21 protein-coding genes, 1 pseudogene and 1 riboswitch are annotated in these 19,693 nt (G+C 37.8%); of the genes and pseudogenes, 19 read left to right on the top strand and 3 right to left on the bottom strand.

From position 1 onward, the window contains the following. Nucleotides 1-34 precede the first annotated feature (34 nt). Entirely contained in the window at nucleotides 35-802 is a 768-nt protein-coding gene (locus tag MKY80_RS15405) for a CsxC family protein (protein ID WP_008179469.1), read from the top strand. 80 nt (nucleotides 803-882) lie between these two features. On the opposite strand, the gene mtaB is transcribed toward MKY80_RS15405, so the two are convergent. Next, entirely contained in the window at nucleotides 883-2,232 is a 1,350-nt protein-coding gene (gene mtaB, locus MKY80_RS15400; RefSeq protein ID WP_008179468.1) for a tRNA (N(6)-L-threonylcarbamoyladenosine(37)-C(2))-methylthiotransferase MtaB, read from the bottom strand. A 378-nt stretch (nucleotides 2,233-2,610) separates the two neighbouring features. Between mtaB and deoC the strand changes: the two genes are divergently transcribed. The 4 genes from deoC to MKY80_RS15380 all read left to right on the top strand — a co-directional run bounded on the left by deoC (nucleotide 2,611) and on the right by MKY80_RS15380 (nucleotide 4,495). Next, nucleotides 2,611-3,282: a deoxyribose-phosphate aldolase gene (gene deoC, locus MKY80_RS15395; RefSeq protein WP_090002545.1), complete on the top strand. Its 672-nt coding sequence runs from the start codon at nucleotides 2,611-2,613 to the stop codon at nucleotides 3,280-3,282. A 134-nt stretch (nucleotides 3,283-3,416) separates the two neighbouring features. Beyond that, nucleotides 3,417-3,641, top strand: a complete 225-nt coding sequence (locus MKY80_RS15390) for a spore coat associated protein CotJA (RefSeq protein WP_008179464.1) — start codon at nucleotides 3,417-3,419, stop codon at nucleotides 3,639-3,641. After that, on the top strand, nucleotides 3,638-3,901 hold the full coding sequence (locus MKY80_RS15385; RefSeq protein WP_008179462.1) for a spore coat protein CotJB: 264 nt from the start codon (nucleotides 3,638-3,640) through the stop codon (nucleotides 3,899-3,901). The genes MKY80_RS15390 and MKY80_RS15385 overlap by 4 nt, the downstream gene beginning before the upstream one ends. Nucleotides 3,902-3,925: 24 nt before the next feature. Beyond that, nucleotides 3,926-4,495 (top strand): manganese catalase family protein, encoded by a 570-nt coding sequence (locus MKY80_RS15380; protein ID WP_031417041.1) that lies wholly within the window; start codon nucleotides 3,926-3,928, stop codon nucleotides 4,493-4,495. 49 nt (nucleotides 4,496-4,544) lie between these two features. Here MKY80_RS15380 and MKY80_RS15375 read toward each other — a convergent pair whose 3' ends face one another. Together MKY80_RS15375 and MKY80_RS15370 are read right to left on the bottom strand one after the other, a co-directional pair. After that, the gene (locus tag MKY80_RS15375) at nucleotides 4,545-5,201 is read right to left on the bottom strand and encodes a TrkA family potassium uptake protein (protein ID WP_008179458.1); all 657 of its coding nucleotides are present in this window, start codon (nucleotides 5,199-5,201) and stop codon (nucleotides 4,545-4,547) included. A 26-nt stretch (nucleotides 5,202-5,227) separates the two neighbouring features. After that, nucleotides 5,228-6,565, bottom strand: coding sequence for a TrkH family potassium uptake protein (locus tag MKY80_RS15370; protein ID WP_008179457.1), 1,338 nt, complete (start codon nucleotides 6,563-6,565; stop codon nucleotides 5,228-5,230). A 115-nt stretch (nucleotides 6,566-6,680) separates the two neighbouring features. Then, nucleotides 6,681-6,819: riboswitch (cyclic di-AMP (ydaO/yuaA leader) on the bottom strand. Between the two features lie 255 nt (nucleotides 6,820-7,074). Here MKY80_RS15370 and rpsU point away from each other — a divergent pair. The 14 genes and pseudogenes from rpsU (at nucleotide 7,075) to MKY80_RS15300 (ending at nucleotide 19,675) form a co-directional block, all read left to right on the top strand. Then, the gene (gene rpsU, locus MKY80_RS15365; RefSeq protein ID WP_004227078.1) at nucleotides 7,075-7,248 is read left to right on the top strand and encodes a 30S ribosomal protein S21; all 174 of its coding nucleotides are present in this window, start codon (nucleotides 7,075-7,077) and stop codon (nucleotides 7,246-7,248) included. A 303-nt stretch (nucleotides 7,249-7,551) separates the two neighbouring features. After that, nucleotides 7,552-8,880 carry an NfeD family protein gene (locus MKY80_RS15360; RefSeq protein ID WP_342530047.1) on the top strand — a complete coding sequence of 443 codons (1,329 nt, stop codon included), beginning with the start codon at nucleotides 7,552-7,554 and terminating at the stop codon, nucleotides 8,878-8,880. Nucleotides 8,881-8,883: 3 nt separating this feature from the next. Then, complete coding sequence (floA, locus tag MKY80_RS15355) at nucleotides 8,884-9,888, top strand: flotillin-like protein FloA (protein WP_008179446.1); 1,005 nt, start codon at nucleotides 8,884-8,886, stop codon at nucleotides 9,886-9,888. Nucleotides 9,889-9,913: 25 nt separating this feature from the next. After that, complete coding sequence (locus MKY80_RS15350; protein WP_089986149.1) at nucleotides 9,914-10,393, top strand: hypothetical protein; 480 nt, start codon at nucleotides 9,914-9,916, stop codon at nucleotides 10,391-10,393. Nucleotides 10,394-10,449: 56 nt separating this feature from the next. Further along, the gene (locus MKY80_RS15345) at nucleotides 10,450-10,698 is read left to right on the top strand and encodes a hypothetical protein (RefSeq protein ID WP_043990604.1); all 249 of its coding nucleotides are present in this window, start codon (nucleotides 10,450-10,452) and stop codon (nucleotides 10,696-10,698) included. A gap of 1 nt (nucleotide 10,699) precedes the next feature. Further along, nucleotides 10,700-11,812, top strand: a complete 1,113-nt coding sequence (locus tag MKY80_RS15340; RefSeq protein ID WP_008179441.1) for a sporulation protein YqfD — start codon at nucleotides 10,700-10,702, stop codon at nucleotides 11,810-11,812. Between the two features lie 2 nt (nucleotides 11,813-11,814). Continuing rightward, on the top strand, nucleotides 11,815-12,771 hold the full coding sequence (locus tag MKY80_RS15335) for a PhoH family protein (protein ID WP_342530043.1): 957 nt from the start codon (nucleotides 11,815-11,817) through the stop codon (nucleotides 12,769-12,771). A gap of 213 nt (nucleotides 12,772-12,984) precedes the next feature. Further along, on the top strand, nucleotides 12,985-15,105 hold the full coding sequence (locus MKY80_RS15330; RefSeq protein ID WP_008179437.1) for an HD family phosphohydrolase: 2,121 nt from the start codon (nucleotides 12,985-12,987) through the stop codon (nucleotides 15,103-15,105). Nucleotides 15,106-15,113: 8 nt separating this feature from the next. Beyond that, the gene (ybeY, locus tag MKY80_RS15325) at nucleotides 15,114-15,587 is read left to right on the top strand and encodes an rRNA maturation RNase YbeY (RefSeq protein ID WP_089986148.1); all 474 of its coding nucleotides are present in this window, start codon (nucleotides 15,114-15,116) and stop codon (nucleotides 15,585-15,587) included. Continuing rightward, nucleotides 15,588-15,938 (top strand): diacylglycerol kinase family protein, encoded by a 351-nt coding sequence (locus tag MKY80_RS15320; RefSeq protein WP_008179433.1) that lies wholly within the window; start codon nucleotides 15,588-15,590, stop codon nucleotides 15,936-15,938. A gap of 65 nt (nucleotides 15,939-16,003) precedes the next feature. After that, nucleotides 16,004-16,417, top strand: a complete 414-nt coding sequence (locus MKY80_RS15315; RefSeq protein ID WP_008179431.1) for a cytidine deaminase — start codon at nucleotides 16,004-16,006, stop codon at nucleotides 16,415-16,417. Further along, nucleotides 16,404-17,321 carry a GTPase Era gene (gene era, locus MKY80_RS15310; protein ID WP_089986147.1) on the top strand — a complete coding sequence of 306 codons (918 nt, stop codon included), beginning with the start codon at nucleotides 16,404-16,406 and terminating at the stop codon, nucleotides 17,319-17,321. The genes MKY80_RS15315 and era overlap by 14 nt, the downstream gene beginning before the upstream one ends. Nucleotides 17,322-17,476: 155 nt before the next feature. After that, entirely contained in the window at nucleotides 17,477-18,265 is a 789-nt protein-coding gene (recO, locus tag MKY80_RS15305; RefSeq protein ID WP_090002542.1) for a DNA repair protein RecO, read from the top strand. Between the two features lie 54 nt (nucleotides 18,266-18,319). Then, nucleotides 18,320-19,675 (top strand): annotated as a pseudogene (locus MKY80_RS15300) (IS3 family transposase). Nucleotides 19,676-19,693: the final 18 nt, after the last annotated feature.

The raw sequence follows: 19,693 nt of genomic DNA, 5'->3' as shown, positions 1-19,693 counted from the left end.
TCTCTAAAACTAAAAATGAAAAGAGGAAATTTTTTTGAGTGAACAATTTGAAAATCCAAATTTACCTTGTCCTGTAGCATCAACAGAACAAATACCATTAACGAATGAATTTACACCAGTAATCACTACACCGGTTACGGCACCAACTATAAAAGTTCCCGTTGTACTGGCAGAACCAACATTGCAAATCGTTGTAGAGTCAGATATTACACTTACTCCAGCAGCAACTGAAATCAAACGAGTGAAAAAAAACGTATTCTTAAATCAAGTAAAACTAGTACCAGTTAGCTTTGCACGTATTGATGGTACTGACTTCTTTAGAGTAACTAGAGCTAAATTATTTGTAGCAGGACATATTCGCAAAAATATCGAATATGCTTCATCAGCATGTAGTGGGGCACTTCGTGATAGAATTGCTGATGTTCCATTTTCTGGGTTTACAGATCTTACTTTCCCACAAACAATTGGAGGTTCAACACCTATCTTAGGAATTTCCGAGTTTGCGGAAGCGAACTTCCTTAATGAAGCGACTCAAATGGATGCTCGTCTTGATAAGGCTTTCTTCCAAAATCTTGTGAAATACAATGAACAACCATTTGGTGAATTAGTAGCAGCGAACTTCTTTGAACTTGATTTTTCACCGATTATGGCAGCGCCAGAAGGTACGTTCAGTACTTTACGTGAAAAAATCGTATTAGAATTAACTGTGAAAGTATTGCAAGTTCAACAAATCAGATTAGGCGTTGGAAGTAGTGTCATAACACCAGTTCTTTTTGGGCTCACGCCTCCTACTAGCCCTTAATAATTGCTAGCTACCTTAAAAATTCAAATGAACCAATAAAATGGGTTGCCTTTATTACCAGGCAACCCATTTATTATTTATTATTTAACTGTCTCTAAAACACGTACAAATTGTCCTTGTGAATGTGGGTAGCCTGCTTGTGTAATTTTCACCTTTACAAGCTGTCCGATGAGACTTTCAGGACCCTCAAACACTACTTTTAAGTAATTATCTGTATAACCCGTTAAAAGGCCTTCCTCTTCACTGCCATCATGTACAAATTCTTCAGGAATAACTTCTAGCACTTGATCTTCAAAGCGAGAAGCATACTCTTTAGCAAGTTGATCATTTAAGGAGATGAGTCGGTGTACACGCTCATTTTTTATGTCTTCATCAATTTGATCTTCCATACGTGCAGCAGGAGTTCCTGTACGTGGAGAGAACGGGAAAACATGTAGTTCAGAGAATTTATGATCGCGAATAAAGTTGTATGTGTCCATAAATTCTTCTTCTGTCTCACCAGGGAAACCGACAATTACATCAGATGTAACAGCTAAATCAGGTAAGGCTTCATGTAATTTCGTTAAACGTTCGCCGAAAAATTCCATTGTATATTTACGACGCATACGTTTTAACACCGTATCTGATCCAGATTGAATTGGAATGTGTAAGTGATTCACGACAATTTTAGATTCACGTAATACGTCAATTACTTCATCAGTCAATTGGCTAGCCTCAATAGACGAAATACGGAGACGCTTTAATCCTTTTACATTGGCTTCTAAATCACGTAATAATTGGGCAAGGTTATAATCCTTTAAATCTTGACCATAACCACCCGTGTGAATACCTGTCAAAACTATTTCAAGATAGCCTGCATCTACTAATTGCTGTGCTTGATGTAATACTTCTTGTGGATCACGAGAACGCATTAAGCCGCGTGCCCACGGAATAATACAAAACGTACAGAAGTTATTACAGCCCTCCTGTATTTTTAAGGAAGCACGTGTGCGGTCTGTAAATGCTGGTACATCTAATTCCTCATACACGCGATTTTTCATAATGTTACGTACAGCATTAATTGGCTGACGCTCAGCACGATATTGGTCAATATAACCAAGTAATTTTGTGCGGTCCTGCGTACCAACAACAATATCGACCCCAGGAATCGCCATAATTTCTGCTGGCGAGGTTTGTGCGTAGCAACCTGTTACACATATTACTGCATCTGGATTTTGACGAATTGCTCGACGAATCACCTGACGTGATTTCTTATCTCCAGTATTAGTAACTGTACATGTATTAATGACATAAACGTCCGCTTGTTGATCAAATTCAGTGCGATCATAGCCTTCATCTTTAAATAGTTGCCAAATGGCTTCTGTTTCGTAGTGGTTTACTTTACAACCTAGAGTATGGAAACTCACGATTTTTGATCGCTCGTTACTCATAATTTATATCATCCTTTCAACTTCACATTACCTTGTGTTTCTTCACATTTAAATTATTTTGTAGTGTACTTATTTTAGATACGTGATTTATGATAACATAATCCTTTTAAAATCAATACTTTAAAGATTTTTTTGTGAATGTTTTTGTCCTCTTTTTTAGGGGACTAATTGTTTTACTAGTGGGTAAACTATACGGAAATGAAAGCAGTTCAAGGATACCATTGCTTGAATAGAACTTCATGTATCTATGAACAAAAGCTAATTTCACAAGAACAACACCAGTAATCATTTAAATAGAAAGAAATTAGACGGCAACGTGAAAAAATGGTATGATTCGAAGAGGTACGTACATCTTGATTAAAGAAGGAGCGTTAAAAAATGGAACAAAATTTTGCGCGTATGATCGATCATACATTATTAAAGGCTGAGGCAACAAAGGAACAAATTGAAAAACTATGTGCAGAAGCGAAGCAATTTAATTTTGCCTCTGTATGTGTAAATCCTACTTGGGTAAAACAAAGTAGCGAATTATTACAAGGTTCAGACGTGTTGGTTTGTACGGTTATTGGATTCCCTCTTGGAGCCAATACTCCAGCTGTGAAAGCTTTTGAAGTAAAAGATGCAATTGCGAACGGTGCAAATGAGGTAGATATGGTCATTAATATTGGTGCATTAAAAGATAAAAATTATGATCTTGTACAAGCTGACATTGCTGCAGTTGTGGAAGCAGCTAAAGGTAGTGCACTTGTAAAAGTCATCATTGAATCATGTTTATTAACAGATGAAGAAAAAGTAAAAGCATGTGAGCTTGCTGTGGCAGCTGGTGCTGATTATGTTAAAACATCTACTGGCTTTTCAACTGGTGGCGCAACTGCAGTAGATATTGCCCTAATGCGTAAAACAGTAGGTCCTGATCTTGGTGTTAAAGCTTCAGGTGGTGTTCGTAGCTTAGAGGATATGAAAAGCATGGTGGAAGCAGGAGCAACTCGTATTGGTGCAAGCTCTGGCGTAGCCATCATGAACGGATTAATCGCAGATTCTAATTATTAATTATTAATTATTTCTTTCAGTATATATAAGCTACTAGCTCAGTAAGAAGCTAGTGGCTTTTTTTCATATAGAATAATACCTTCAACGATCACATATACTCCACTGACGATTTTGAATACAGAAAGGAGGATGTCATGTTTACACAATATAAGTATTGGAAGCCTTATATTAGTCCCTTTGATCCCTGCAAACCCATCGAAGTAAAATATTATGCTACACCACCACAATTATATATGGGTTTTCAGCCACCTGGACTTCCCCAATTCCAAACTCCAAGAGAGGCACTTATGGCAGGAACACTATGGCCACAATTATTTAGTCCCTATCCATTTCCAACTAAAAGGAGGGATGAAGCATGACTAAAAAGATGCCGCCTGAATTTTATACCCTACTTGAAGAAATTCAGGCAATTGATTTCGTCATCGTTGAGTTAAATCTCTATTTAGACACACATCCACATGATTATGCAGCCATTCAACAATTTAATGAAAACACTGAAAAAAGTATGAAACTCAAAGTCAACTTTGAACAAAAATTTGGTCCATTAATGAATTTTGGAAGAAGTTATTCAGATTATCCTTTTAATTGGGTTGATACCCCATGGCCGTGGCAAGTATAACATATAATTAGGAGGAATTTATTCTTGTGGTATTATGAAAAAAAACTTCAATACCCGGTAAAGGTTAGTACTTGTAATCCTATGCTTGCAAAATTTTTAATTGAGCAATATGGGGGTGCTGATGGGGAATTAGCAGCAGCACTTCGTTATATGAATCAACGTTATACGATTCCTGACAAAGTGGTTGGTTTATTAACGGATATAGCGACTGAGGAATTTTCACATTTAGAAATGATTGCTACGATGATTTACAAGCTGACAAAGGATGCTACGCCAGAAATGCTAAAAGAAGCGGGATTAGGAGATCATTATGTAAATCATGACAGAGCTTTATTTTATCAAAATGCCTCTGGTGTGCCATTTACAGCAACTTATATTCAGGCAAAAGGGGACCCAATAGCAGATTTATATGAAGATATTGCCGCAGAGGAAAAGGCACGTGCCACCTATCAATGGATTATTGATTTATCTGATGATACCGATTTAAATGACAGTTTGAAGTTTTTACGTGAACGTGAAATTGTCCATTCCCAACGTTTTAGAGAGGCGGTAGAAATTTTAAAAGATGATAGAGATCAACAGAAAATCTTCTAAGAAAAAGTGGCTGGCTGTATCAAGGGGTCTTGAAACAGCCTTTTTGTTGTTATTGTATGTTTGAAAAATAAGCGAGATCTTTTCGATGGCCAATCATCACTAAAATATCTTCCTGTTCCATATTTTGCTCAGGGGAGGGGGAAATAATGATTTCTCCTTCTCGAACAATGGCAATAACACTTACGTTATATTTCGCACGCAAATCTAAATCTCGCAGATTTTGCCCAGCCATTTTTGAAGGGATCATAATTTCTTCTATACTATATTCCTTAGACAATTCGATATAATTCAGCATATTCGGAGACAATAGCTGATTTGCCACGCGCTCTCCCATATCTCGCTCAGGATAAATAATCCAATCAGCACCTACTTTATCTAAAACTTGACCATGTCTTTTACCGAGGGCCTTAGCAATAACTTTTTTTATCCCTAGTTCTTTTAATAAAGATACTGTTAAAATACTTGACTGCATATCGTTACCTATAGCCACTATAACGCAATCAAAATTTCCTATACCAATAGAGGTTAAAGCTTTTTCTTCAGTTGTATCAGCTACTACAGCGTGGGTAACATAGGGCTCTGCATCCTCCACTCTTTCTTCATTAATATCAATTCCTAAAATTTCTTGTCCAGCTTCATGTAATCTGCGGGCAACACTTGTGCCGAACCTTCCTAGGCCAATAACTGCATATTGTTTAATAGCCATAGCTATAGCACTCTCCTCTAATTTTGTTATCCAATCATAATATTACCTTTAGGATGTCGAAAGGCTTCTGTTTTTCGTCGTTTTGTAATAGCGAAAGCAATGGTTAATGGACCTAGTCTTCCGGCAAACATCGTTAAAATAATGAGAATTCTACCAGTAGGGGATAACTCAGGTGTCAACCCCATCGAAAGACCGACAGTACCAAATGCAGAGGTTGCTTCAAATAAATACATCATGAAACTATGACGTTGTTCAGTAATGCTAAGAATGATTGTCACAACAACAACGATAAGTACGCCACACATTGTGACAGTCAAAGCCTTTAAGATAGTCTCAGTGACAATTCTACGTTTAAATAAAACAACATCTTCTTTCCCCCTGATTTGTGACCACATTGTAGCAACTAATACTGCGAAAGTTGTTATTTTTATTCCACCTGCAGTGGAACCAGATCCAGCTCCAATAAACATTAAGAGAATTATTAAAAATAATGTGGAATGTGTTAAGTCACCAATAGCAAGTGTATTGGAACCTGCTGTTCTTGGTGTAACAGCTTGGTAAAAAGAACCTAATACTTTGCCCCATTCAGTTAATGGACCGAGTGTTTTATCATTTCCAAATTCAAACACAAATATCAAAATTGTAGCGCTAACCGTTAAAAAAATTGTAAACGCTAATACAATTTTCGTATGGACGGATAGTCTTTTAGTAAATCGATATTCATATAGTTCATTCATGACAATAAATCCCAAGCCTCCAAGTGTAATGAGAGCGCAAATTGTTAAAACGACGAATGGGTCATCTACATAAGCTGTCATTCCGTTAAATCCGCCCATTAAATCAAAGCCTGCGTTATTGAAATTAGAAATTGCATGGAAAAAACCAAAATAAACAGCTTTTCCTATTGGCATATCAAAAGAAAAACGAATAGATAAAATAAGACCACCAATCATTTCAATCAATGCTGTAAAGAGCAGTATTCTCTTTACTAATTTTACAAGGCCGGCAATGGATATATTATTAAATGCTTCCTTAAGCAAAAGTCTTTCTTTTAAAGATATTTTTTTCCCAAGTAGTAAAAATAACAAGGTTGCAAATGTCATGAATCCTAAACCACCAATTTGGATTAAGAATAAAATGACTACTTCTCCGAAAACTGAAAATGTATCACCTGTATCGACAACAATTAATCCCGTTACACAAGTTGCTGATGTAGCGGTGAACAATGCATCTAAAAACGAAAGTCCCTTTCCATCTTCTGTAGAAAGAGGTATCGTTAAAAGAAAAGTCCCGATGATAATAATAAGTGCAAAGCCAAGTACAAGAATTTTGGGAGGATTTAATGTGTTTCTAAAAGTGTTCATCTTGTTCTCCTCTATAGATGTAAAATAACTTGATTTTAAAAATGCATAAAAAAAGACCAACTAAAAAAGCATGTAAAGGATAGTAGAAAACATGCTAATAATGGTGGTCGAATAGGACCTCCTTCGCTTTAGCCGACGAAGTTAGCTGACGGGTAGGATGGCGAAAGAGTTTCTCATCCTTTCTGTATTTCAGAATTAACCCCAATATATTGGGTCCTCCGTTTTCAATGTTTGAGATTTGGCCATTATTAAATTGAATGTGATTATTCTACGCCCATATTCTATTTTCTGTAAACCCCTATATTAATAGAAAAATGCAATTTTTTTTTTATTGTGAGCAAAATTTGATCATCTAATTCCAATTAGAAATAAAACCAAAAATTCACTTGATATTTTCGCACACTTTCTATTGACCATTATTAGACAATACGATATAATTTTTTAGTACACAACAGAAGGTTATTTGCCTAATTGTGTATTGACGTGTGTTCGGAGGGAGGGAAAGAGAGATGTCAAAAACTGTCGTTCGCAAAAACGAATCGCTTGAAGATGCTCTTCGCCGCTTCAAACGTACTGTATCAAAAAGTGGTACAATTCAAGAAGTTAGAAAGCGCGAGTTCTACGAAAAACCTAGCGTTAAACGTAAAAAGAAATCAGAAGCTGCACGTAAACGTAAGTGGTAATTTAATTTCCCATTAAAAATCCCTACGTTCATAACACGCAATCGTATGATTCACTGAGCAGACAAAGATATACCTGGAATTAATTACAGCTGTAATTAATTTCAGGTATTTTACATTGCTCGTTTTACGTACATATGAAAAAGCCGGATGGATATCATGTAGATTCATTCGGCTTTTTTGTGTAATACTACGTAGTATAAGCAACATGTACATATCGCTGAAATAATTTTTTAGATTTGTGAAACTTTTTACATGTTCGACCGTATATACAGAGGAGAAGCATGTTAGAAGGGAGGGAAAAAGGTGCGAAAACGGAGAATCCTTAGTTACTTACTAGTGATATGGATGACTTTTTTGTTAGCGTTTCCATTAACTTCGGCTTTTGCAAGCAGTAAGGTCTACCACGTTCCTATTCATAATGAAGTGGAGCGAGGGCTTCACGCATTTTTACAACGAGCTTTTAATGAGGCTAAAGAAAACAATGCGAAAGCGATTATCTTAGATATACATACGCCTGGCGGATTTGTAAATGCAGCAAGTGATATCGCCATGCTTATGGATGCAACGGATATACGGACGATTGCTTTTATTAATAAGGATGCCCATTCAGCAGGTGCTTTTTTAGCCTTACATGCGGATGAAATCTACATGGTACCCAATGGAACAATCGGTGCAGCAGCTGTTATCGATTCAGCAGGTAATGCGGCCGATTTGAAAGCCAATAGTGCATGGCTTGCTCAAATGTCGGCAGCAGCGGAGACATCAGGTCGAGATCCTAAGTATGCTTTAGCAATGGCTGATTCGAGTTATGAATTGCCGGAATACCGTGCGGAAGGAAAAAATCTATTAACGCTTTCAGCATCGGAGGCATTTAAGGTCCAATACTCAGAGGGTACCGTGAAAAATTTTCAGGAACTTTTAGAGAAAATAGACTTACAAGAAAGTGATGTCGTTCCAATCGAACCAACATTCTCTGAGAAATTGGCTCGTTTTATTACAAATCCAATTATTGTTCCAATTTTATTATCCATTGCAAGTCTAGGTCTTGTAATGGAACTCTATTCGCCAGGATTTGGAGTTCCAGGTATAATGGGATTATCAGCACTTGGTTTATTTTTCTTTGGACATATGGTTGCAGGCTTTGCTGGCTATGAATCCTTATTGTTATTAATTATTGGTTTAGCACTTGTAGTTGCAGAGTTTTTTGTTCCTGGTGGAATTGTCGGTATTTTAGGTGGTGTTCTCATAATACTAAGTTTATTACTGGCAGGTGCAAATATTATGCAAATGATAATAGCAATTCTCATTGCGCTTGTAATAGCGATTATAGGAATGGTGATTCTGATGAAATTTTTCGGGAAAAAACTGCATGTCTTAAACAGGCTGGTGTTAATGGATGCAACTACGACAGAAGAGGGCTATGTATCCAACGTCAATCGCACAGAATTGTTAGGAAAAGTAGGGACTACACTTACTCCTTTACGTCCATCGGGTACAATGGTTCTTGGCAGTGAACGCATTGATGTTGTATCAGAGGGCGGCTATGTCGATGCAAATAAACATGTAGAAATTATTAAAGTTGAAGGCTCACGCATTGTCGTGAGACAAACAGAAAAAGAGATGGAGGAATAGAAAATGGGTTTTGATTTAGCATTAATTGGTCCTATCGCTGGACTGGTTATTTTATTCATTGTACTAGCGGTATTCTTTACCTTTGTACCAGTAGCACTATGGATTTCTGCACTGGCTGCAGGCGTCCGTGTTAGCATTTTCACATTAATTGGGATGCGTTTACGTCGTGTAATTCCGTCTCGAATCGTAAATCCGTTGATTAAAGCACATAAAGCAGGTTTACCTGTTACGATTAACCAGCTTGAAAGTCACTATTTAGCTGGTGGTAATGTAGACCGAGTTGTCAATGCATTAATTGCTGCTCACCGCGCGAATATTGAATTATCATTTGAGCGCTGTGCCGCGATTGATTTAGCTGGGCGAGATGTATTAGAGGCAGTTCAAATGTCTGTAAACCCAAAAGTTATTGAAACACCATTTATTTCAGGTGTAGCGATGAACGGGATTGAGGTAAAGGCTAAAGCCCGTATTACGGTACGTGCCAACATCGAGCGTTTAGTCGGTGGTGCTGGTGAAGAAACTGTTATTGCCCGTGTAGGGGAAGGGATTGTTTCTACAATTGGTTCGGCAACTAGCCATACAGAAGTATTAGAAAATCCGGATATGATTTCACAAACAGTTTTATCAAAAGGTTTGGATTCAGGAACAGCCTTTGAAATCTTATCCATTGATATTGCTGATGTAGATATCGGTAAAAACATTGGTGCAGAATTACAAATTGAACAAGCGCAAGCAGATAAAAACATTGCCCAAGCGAAGGCCGAAGAGCGTCGTGCAATGGCTGTAGCGAATGAGCAAGAAATGATTGCCCGTGTTCAAGAGATGAAAGCGAAAGTTGTAGAAGCTGAAGCAGAAGTACCTCAAGCGATGGCGGAAGCATTACGCTCAGGTAATCTTGGTATTATGGATTACATGAACTATCGTAACATTCAAGCTGATACGGCTATGCGTGATTCCATTTCAAAAGTAAGCAACGATAAACCTGAAACAAACGAACCAAATGTTTAATAACGGAAAGGAGCGGAACTAACATATGGAACAATTAATTATTTTTGCAATAATTGCCATAGTCAGCTCTATTTTCGGAAAATCAAAAAATAAGAAACCACAAAAACCGATGCCTCCTTTTAATAATAAGGATACACGTGTAGAGTCACCTGTTTTGGAAGAAACTCCGCAACGTCATCAAAAACCGCAAAGTTTTGAAGATTTTGCTCGAGAATTTATTGGGGATTGGATTCCAGAAAATGAAAAGGTTCAAGACACTAAAAAAAATGTTGAGGAACAAGTGAAGAAGGAAGTACCAAGCTATGTTGCGCCACCTGTCATTCCAGCTGATGTGCCACACCGCTCGTCTACTCGAGAGCGAAAAGGACGATTAGCAGCTGGGAAGGAAGAAGTGAAAGCAACTGGGACTCATTCTCCTTTTCAAGTTCCACAATCTAAAACGGCTCTCATGCAGGCTGTGGTAATGGCTGAAATATTAGGTCCTCCAAAAGCAAAAAGAAAATAACTAGCATGTCCTCCTTTTTCGATGCATATATTGCCGAAGAAGGAGGCATTTTTTTTATGAAAAAATTATTTCAATTAACGCCACTACTTGAATTGTCCGAATTTGAATCATTAAAAATCATTGGACCTTATCGTTTTATTCATGCAGATGCAACGACATGTTCGTTTGCTTATGCAGATTATCATATTACTGTTACTGCGGATCTGGTGAAGATTCATGCACTAAAAGAAGAAATGCTTCATCTTTCTGTTGAAAATTTACAAGAGATTCATATGAAAATGACAAAGAATATGGGTGTGAGCTAAAATGTGGAATAATCGGCCAATCATTATACGTATAAAGCGCCATGAAAATGTTCATCCTTTTATTCAAGCATTGCACGCACAACATGTTCCATTAAAGCGTGTTGTCTTTAGAGAACAAGAGGTTTCATTTGAAACAACGATGCATCATTTACCAAAAATTCGCCGTATACGAAGAGGCTTTCGTTTGAAAATGGCTGTTTTTTATGCGGATGAGCTGCAAGTTTTCCGAGCTCAGGTTTGGACTTTGATTGGTTTGGCTTTAATGATTGCCATCCCAATAATTGGTGCGCAAGTGATTTGGAAAGTAGACATTGAAGCCGCGACACCTGAATTGGAGCAGCGCTTAGGTAAAACCTTTCATGATACATTTCAAATAGAAACACCACTTTCTAAAAAAAATTTACCTTCTAATACTGTTATACGCCAAAAGCTACTAGAACAGCATCGAGAACTTTCTTGGGTGCATATTGAAAAAAATGGAGGACGCGTGGTACTAAGACCACAGGAGTCACCTAAACAAACGAAGCAGACAAATGAAAAATTGGCATCGCAATTAGTAGCAACGAAAAGCGGTATTATTACTCACTTTGATATCCAAAATGGGGAGCGGAAAATTTCAGTAAATGATACAGCTTATGAGGGGGATGTTCTTGTTAGTGGTGTGATTGAAAGTGGAACAAATCATGTCTTTGTTGGCGCAAAGGGCGAGGTTTATGCAGACTATTGGCTAGAATGTACTTTTAAAATTCCTACAAAAATTACAATGGAAACCTTGCAACAAAAGCAATGGCGAGTATTGGTGAAAGGTATTCATCAAGAAAAAGTTGATTATGTGCAAAAAAAGGATTTACCGAATTGGCTAGACCCTTATGTGTCAATTGTGGAGGAACAGCAAACGAAAACGATGCAGGTGGAGCTTGATGAATCGAAAATTGAGACTTTACTCATCCCACTCCTGCATGAAAAAGTAATACGTTCGTTACCTGCTAAATCCATCATCAAAAAAGAAAACCTTTTACAGGCAAAGTGGGGTAATGGTACAGTTGAAGGGAAAGTTCTATTTTTAGTCAATGAAAACATTGCAAGTCCAATACATGGCCTACAAGGAGAATGATTATGTCAGAACAGTTAACTGTATTACAAGTGGATAATCCAAACGAAGCGGTTATGCTACTCGGAATTTCCGATGCAAATATGAAGCTGGTTGAGGAAGCACTTAATGTTCATATCATTACCCGTGGTGAACAAATTCAACTTGCGGGTGAAGAAAGTGCTAAGGAACAGGCAACATATCTGCTGCATGCATTATTGAAGGTCATTCGCAAAGGTATTAATATTGATCAACGTGATGTATCTACAGCTATTGAAATGACTCAAAAAGGTACCATTGAATATTTCGCAGAACTTTATGATGAAGAAATAGCACGCACGACAAAAGGTAAACCAATTCGTGCAAAAACAATTGGTCAACGAGAATACATACAAGCAATCCGTCATAAAGACGTTGTTTTTGGTATAGGTCCAGCCGGTACTGGGAAAACGTATTTAGCGGTAGTCATGGCAACGCAGGCACTTAAAAATGGGCATGTCAAGCGCATTATTTTAACTCGTCCCGCTGTTGAAGCAGGAGAGTCTCTAGGCTTCCTTCCTGGTGATTTAAAGGAAAAGGTAGATCCTTATTTAAGACCTCTCTATGACGCCTTAAACGACATCTACGGGTCTGAACAGACCCAACGATTGATTGAACGAGGAACGATTGAAATTGCTCCATTGGCTTATATGCGTGGCCGTACATTAGATGATGCTTTCGTTATTTTAGATGAAGCACAAAATACATCTCATCAACAAATGAAAATGTTTTTAACACGATTAGGCTTCGGGTCGAAAATGGTAATTACAGGTGATAAAACACAAATCGATTTGCCTAAAAATACGGAGTCTGGCTTAATTGTAGCAGAACGTACATTAAAATATGTAAAATCAATCCATTTCCAAGTGCTAGAACAGGGGGATGTTGTCCGTCACCCAATAGTAGCCAAAATCATCCAAGCCTACGAAGAACAGCAACTTTAGAATGGCAAAGCCTTTCTAAAGTCTGCCCCGAAAGCGAAGCGACAGGGGCAACAGGGTTAAACAAGTCTGCCCTGTAAATGTGAATGATTAAAATATGGAAAAAAATGTGACAGCTATACGAATTTGTATAGCTGTTTTTTGCTTTCTTATACATTTTTCGAGAAAAATGTATGTTGAATTGGTATGATAGAAGGTAGATAGAGGAGGTGCCAGATGGAGAAACAACTTCGAAAATTTACAGAGCTTATCGGTTTTCGCTATTTTATTATCATCATTCTCATTTTAACAGGATGCCTACAATTTGGATTGATGTATGGCAATGTTAAAGGAGTTACATATGATTTCAAACCTTTACAGTTAGCCCCTGAAACCGTACGATCTACTAAAACAATAGAAGATACCTACAAGACACAGCAAGAGCGGGAAAAAGCCGCAACTGCAGTAGGCCCGGTCTATCAATTTTCGGAGGATGTCGCCAAGCAAAGAGCAGCGATTGTCACATCGTTATTTGATTATGTACTTGAGGTAAAAAAGGATGTGGCAAATAGTAAGGAACCTATTGCAATTGCCGATCAAGTAGGGCAGCTTCGCAAAAAATTTGAATCGCTTGATGAAGATCAAATGCCACTCATCTTCACGGATTCACAGCTAGAAGGACTTTTAGTGCAGAGCGATGAGGATTTAAATAGAACAAGTATCCAATTATCCAAAACCGTAGAGGAATACTTACAAAAATCCATTCGACCTGAAAATGTCTTTGTTGCTCAAAATGACTTTGAGACGAAAATTCGAGGACAAAGAGGGTATCCAGATAAAATATTCAATACGGTTGTTTTAATTGGCCGTACAAGCATCATTGAAAATGAAACCGTTAACGAAGAGCAAACGAAAATAAGAAAAGAACAAGCGAAGGAAAGTGTAGAGCCTACAAGAATTTTACAAGGTCAAATTATTGTGCAGGAAGGCCAGATTATTGATAAAGAGGCATTTCGACAATTAGAGCTTTTAGGGATGATTAGTAATCAAGCTTCCTTAAAACCAATTGCAGGACTCATAATTTTAACACTGCTCCAAATGGTGTTTATGTATATTTTATTCGAGCGTTGGGAGGCTAACGAACGAAAAAAACGAAATGCATTATTGGTAACAGTGATTGTTTATAGTTTGTCCATCTTGCTAATGAAATTTATTAGCTTAGTTTCTGGCGGATTTGATGTGACCATTGCCTTCCTTTTCCCAACAGCATTGGCTACGATGCTTGTCCGTCTATTGGCAGATGATAAAGCAGCAGTGCTTGTTACAGTTATGACTGCTGCTTCGGCTGGCGTTATTTTTCAAGAAGGCTATTCATCCGTTATGCAAATGGAAATTACGCTTTATATCATTTTCGGAGGGTTTGCAAGTTTATTCTTTTTGCGTAGTGTTGAGAAGCGGTCCCATATTTTACAGGCAGTTGCGGTTATTTCTCTTGTAAATATGGCTTTTATCGCCTTCTATTTATTAATGACACAATCATCCTATGGTTTACCAGAATTAGTGTTTTACTTTGTAGCGGCTATGTTATCTGCATTGCTTTCTGGTGCGTTGACAATGGGTCTTTTACCATTCTTTGAGTCAGCATTTAGTTTATTATCGTCATTACGTTTAATTGAGCTATCCAATCCAAATCATCCATTATTAAAAAAATTACTAATGGAAGCACCAGGAACATATCATCATAGTGTGATGGTCGCAAACTTAGCTGAAGCTGCCTGTGAAGAAATAGGAGCAGATGGGTTACTAGCTCGTGTAGGGTGCTACTATCATGATATCGGAAAAACAAAGAGACCAGCTTTCTTCATTGAAAATCAGATGTCAGGCATTAATCCGCACGATTCTTTGCCTCCTGAAACAAGTGCAGAAATTATCATTGCTCATACAACTGACGGTGCAGACATGTTAAGACGCTATAAAATGCCTCAGGAAATTATTGATATTGCGTTGCAGCATCATGGGACAAGTTTGTTAAAATTTTTCTTGTTTAAAGCGAAAGAGCAAGGGAAATCCTTTGATGAGGCTACGTTTAGATATCCTGGCCCAAAACCGCAAACGAAGGAAGCAGCGGTTATAAGTGTGGCAGATAGTGTAGAGGCAGCAGTACGTTCAATGAAAGAGCCGAATGCTGAGAAAATTCATAAGCTAGTACGAGCTATTATTGACGATCGAGTACAAGATAACCAGTTTGATGAATGCGATATTTCAATAAAAGAGTTAAAATGTATTGAGAGAGTACTTTGCGAAACGTTGAACGGGATTTTCCATTCACGTATTGAATATCCAAAGGCAGATAAGTAGGAGGATCTATGATTTTAACAATTGATTTTACAGATGAAACAAATGAAGTGGCGGCACAACATATAGAGCTTGTAGAAAAGCTTTTGCAACATGCAGCGAGTGTAGAAAACATCGAGCCAGAAACAGAGGTTTCTGTGACGTTTGTCACAAATGACACGATTCAAGATATAAATCGCGAGTATCGCGGGAAAGATCAACCAACCGATGTCATTTCCTTTGCATTGGAGGAACTAGGTGAAGGTGAAATGACTGTAACTTTTGAAGGAATGCCCCGTATACTAGGCGATATTATTATTTCGACAGATCGTGCAAAAGAGCAAGCTGAGGAATACACTCACTCCTTTGAAAGAGAATTGGGTTTTTTAGCTGTCCATGGCTTTTTACATTTACTCGGTTATGACCATATGGAGCCTGAAGAGGAAAAAGTGATGTTTACAAAACAAGATGAAATATTACAAACTTTTGGTTTAGGACGAGATTAAATGGATTTGCGTAAATACTTGCGATCATTTGGCTATGCGTTTGAAGGCATTATAACTGCAAGTAAAGAACAAAATTTAAGATCACATATTGTGAGTGCAGTCATTGTCATACTGGCTGGTTATTTTACAGGTTTGTCTCGAACGGAATGGTATATTGTGCTACTATTAATAGCACTTATGTTTGCATTGGAAATGATTAATACAGCTATTGAAAGAGTAGTGGATTTGGCATCGCCGAACCTTCACCCACTCGCCAAGCAGGCAAAAGATATCGCAGCAGGTGCTGTGCTTGTATTTGCGCTATTCAGTGCTATAATCGGATTACTTATCTTCTTACCAAAATGGTTGTAATCGAAGTGAGTATCTGATATGAAAAATTAACTGTATTATACTAACGTGAGGGAGAAATATGATAGATGACAATTGATATGCATGCATTACTAGAGGAATCTAAAAAAGCGCGTGAAAAAGCATATGTTCCATACTCAAAATTTAAAGTAGGAGCAGCTCTTTTAACGAAGGCCGGAGAAGTTATTCACGGTTGTAATATTGAAAATGCAGGCTATAGTATGACGAATTGTGCTGAGCGTACAGCATTTTTTAAGGCTGTGTCAGAAGGTACTTATGAATTCGAGGCTATTGCTATTGTTGCAGATACAGAAGGCCCATGCGCACCATGTGGAGCATGTCGTCAGGTGATGATGGAATTTTGCGCACCGACGATGCCTGTTTATTTAACGAATTTAAAAGGTGATGTTACGGTAACGTCAGTGGGCGAATTATTACCGTTTGCATTTACAACGGAGGATTTAGAGAATGCTGGAAACTAGAAGTGGCTATAAGTCAGGCTTTATCTCTATTATTGGTCGTCCCAATGTTGGTAAATCGACATTTTTGAATCGTGTCATTGGCCAAAAAATTGCGATCATGAGTGATAAACCACAAACAACACGAAATAAAGTACAAGGTGTACTGACATCAACAGATAGCCAAATGATTTTTATTGATACTCCAGGTATCCATAAGCCAAAACATAAACTTGGTGATTTTATGTTAAAAGTTGCCAAAAATACATTGCGTGAAGTGGACGTGATTTTATTCATGGTGAATGCTGAGCAGAAGCTTGGCAAAGGCGATGAATTTATACTAGAAATGTTGGCGGGAAATTCGACGCCAGTATTCCTTGTTATTAATAAAATCGATCAGATTCATCCAGATGAATTACTTGGAATTATCGAAAGCTATAAGGAACGCTATGAATTTGCTGAAATTATTCCTATCTCAGCGTTACAAGGCAATAACGTAGAAAGCTTATTGGACACGTTGTCGAAATATTTACCAGATGGGCCACAATATTACCCAGCTGACCAAGTAACGGATCATCCAGAGCGTTTCATCATTTCTGAGCTTATTCGTGAAAAAGTATTACATTTAACGCGCGAAGAAATTCCACATTCCATTGCGGTTGTTATTGATAAAATCCGTCGAGATGAGGAAAACAATGATAAAATTCATGTCTCAGCCACTATAATGGTTGAACGTGATTCTCAAAAAGGTATTGTCATTGGTAAACGTGGTGCCCTATTAAAAGAAGTAGGGACACGTGCACGAAAGGATATCGAAATGCTATTAGGTTCTAAAGTCTATTTAGAACTATGGGTAAAAGTCCAAAAAGATTGGCGTAATAAATCAACACATTTACGTGATTTCGGCTTCCGTGACGATGAGTATTAAGATGCTTTGCTGACTAGGGTAACACCGTCAAAAAACTAAGGTCTACAGCATTGGCGGTGTGAATGCCCTCGGTCATATAGATTTTACTTTGAGCTGTCCAAAATATTTTGGAGAGCTCTATTTTCATGGACAGTTTATAGGAAAGGAGGGGGACTATGCTTCATAAATGGGAAGGAATTGTTTTAAAAGTACGCGCTTATGGTGAATCTAATAAAATTGTTACGTTGCTTACGCGGGAGGCAGGGAAGGTAGCAACCATGGCAAGAGGTGCGAAAAAGCCTTCTAGTAGATTAGCGTCAGTCACACAGCCTTTTACATATGGCATGTTTATGGTACAACACCATACTGGTATGGGGACATTGCAACAAGGGGAGCATTTGAATTCAATGCGCCATATTCGTGAGGATATCATAGCTACTGCCTATGCTAGCTATATTATGGAACTTGTGGAGCGGGTCGTAGAAGAGGGAAAACCAGAGCCTTTCGCCTTTGATGTCCTGCTGCAAGCGCTCCAAGCGATAGAGGATGGCTATGATCCTGAATCCATCACACTCTTTGCTGAATGGAAGATGCTACCCTATACAGGAGTCCAGCCTATATTACACGCCTGTGCCGCATGTGGGGCTGTAGATGGGGAATTTGCTTTTTCCTTTGCACAAGGTGGTTTTTTATGCCATCGTTGTTATCAGCATGATCCCTATATTATTCGCCTAACGCCGACACAACTTAAGCTTATTCGTATGTTCTATACAGTTCCCATCGATCAAATCGGGAAAATTGAATTAAAAAAGGAAACGAAATATTTTATAAAAAAAATTATAACAACAATCTATGAAGAACAAACCGGAATTCGTTTTAAGACGAGAAAGTTCATCGAGCAGTTAGAGAGAACCCCTGAATTACAAATACGCACTGTGAACGAAGAAAAGCCAGAAGAACCTTAACTGAACTGCCCCGTAAAAGTTAGACATCAATCTAACTTTTACGGGGGTTTTTTTATGGCAAAAGTAAGTGTTGAACAACGTATTCAATCAGTTCAACGATATTTAAATGGAAATGAAACCATGCTTGAAATTGCGAAAGATATCGGTGTGACAGCAGAGGTTGTCAGTGAATGGGTTCGCCGTTATCAAAAAAATGGCGTAGAGACTTTCTTAACGTCCTATACAAACTATTCAGCTGACTATAAAATGAATGTACTTAATTATATGAACGAGACAGGTACATCTTCGAGAGACACTGCTGCACTATTCAATATTTCATCTCCTGGCATGATTCGGAAATGGAAGTTGAAGTTTGAAGTTGGTGGTTATGATGCTCTTGTTTCTAAGAAAAAGGGGCATCCATCTATGAAAAAAGAGACAAAAAGAACAACGAAATCAACACCAGCTGAAGGATCTGTTGAGGCGTTAGAAGCACGAATTAAACAATTAGAAATGGAGAATGCGTACTTAAAAAAGTTGAATACTTTAGTTCAAATGCAAGAAAAATTACCAATCAAATCAAAGCGTAAGTAATTTATGAACTAAAGGAAATCTATGAAGTAGTGGAATTAATCAAAGTCGCTGATATTCCACGTAGTACGTATTGTTACTGGAAAAAGCGTTTGAATCGTCATGATAAATACGCTGATGTGAAAATCGCAATTCAGTCCATTTATCATGAACATAAGGGACGTTATGGTTGTGTCGGATCACCAAAGAACTAAAAAAATCGGTATTCATCACGATCCAAAAACGATTAACTGCTTGATGAATGCCATTGGCATAAAGTGTGAAGTCCGCATGAAGAAATATCGTTCGTATAAAGGTAACGTCGGAAAAATTGTCCCAAACATATTACAACGAGATTTTACAGCGGAAAAAATGAACGAGAAATGGGTAACAGACGTGACAGAGTTCCATCTATTTGGTGAGAAACGCTATTTATCACCCGTCCTTGATCTATGTAATGGCGAAATCATTGCATACACGATAATGAAGCGTCCAGTGTATAAACTAGTCCATAATATGTTAGAACAAGCATTGGAGCGCCTCAAATCAAGTGATCAAATTATTCTTCATTCAGATCAAGGTTGGCATTATCAAATGAAAAAGTATCAACAAACATTAAAGCAACATGGTATTACGCAGAGTATGTACCGTAAGGGTAATTGTTTGGACAACGCAGTCATCGAAAATTTCTTTGGCTTATTAAAATCTGAACTCCTGTATCTACAAGAATTTGAATCTATGGCACATTTTGAACAGGAGCTCAATGACTATATTCACTACTACAATCACAAACGAATGAAAGAAAAATTAAAAGACCTAAGCCCGGTGGAGTACCGAACTCAGGTCTTAGCAGTTGCTTAACTAAATATGTCTAACTTT

This window comes from Lysinibacillus sp. FSL R5-0849 (assembly GCF_038595075.1).
Classification (GTDB): Bacteria; Bacillota; Bacilli; order Bacillales_A; family Planococcaceae; genus Lysinibacillus; species Lysinibacillus fusiformis.
The sequence above is the reverse complement of the archived record's forward strand: the minus strand, read 5'-3'. Positions and strand labels throughout refer to the sequence as shown.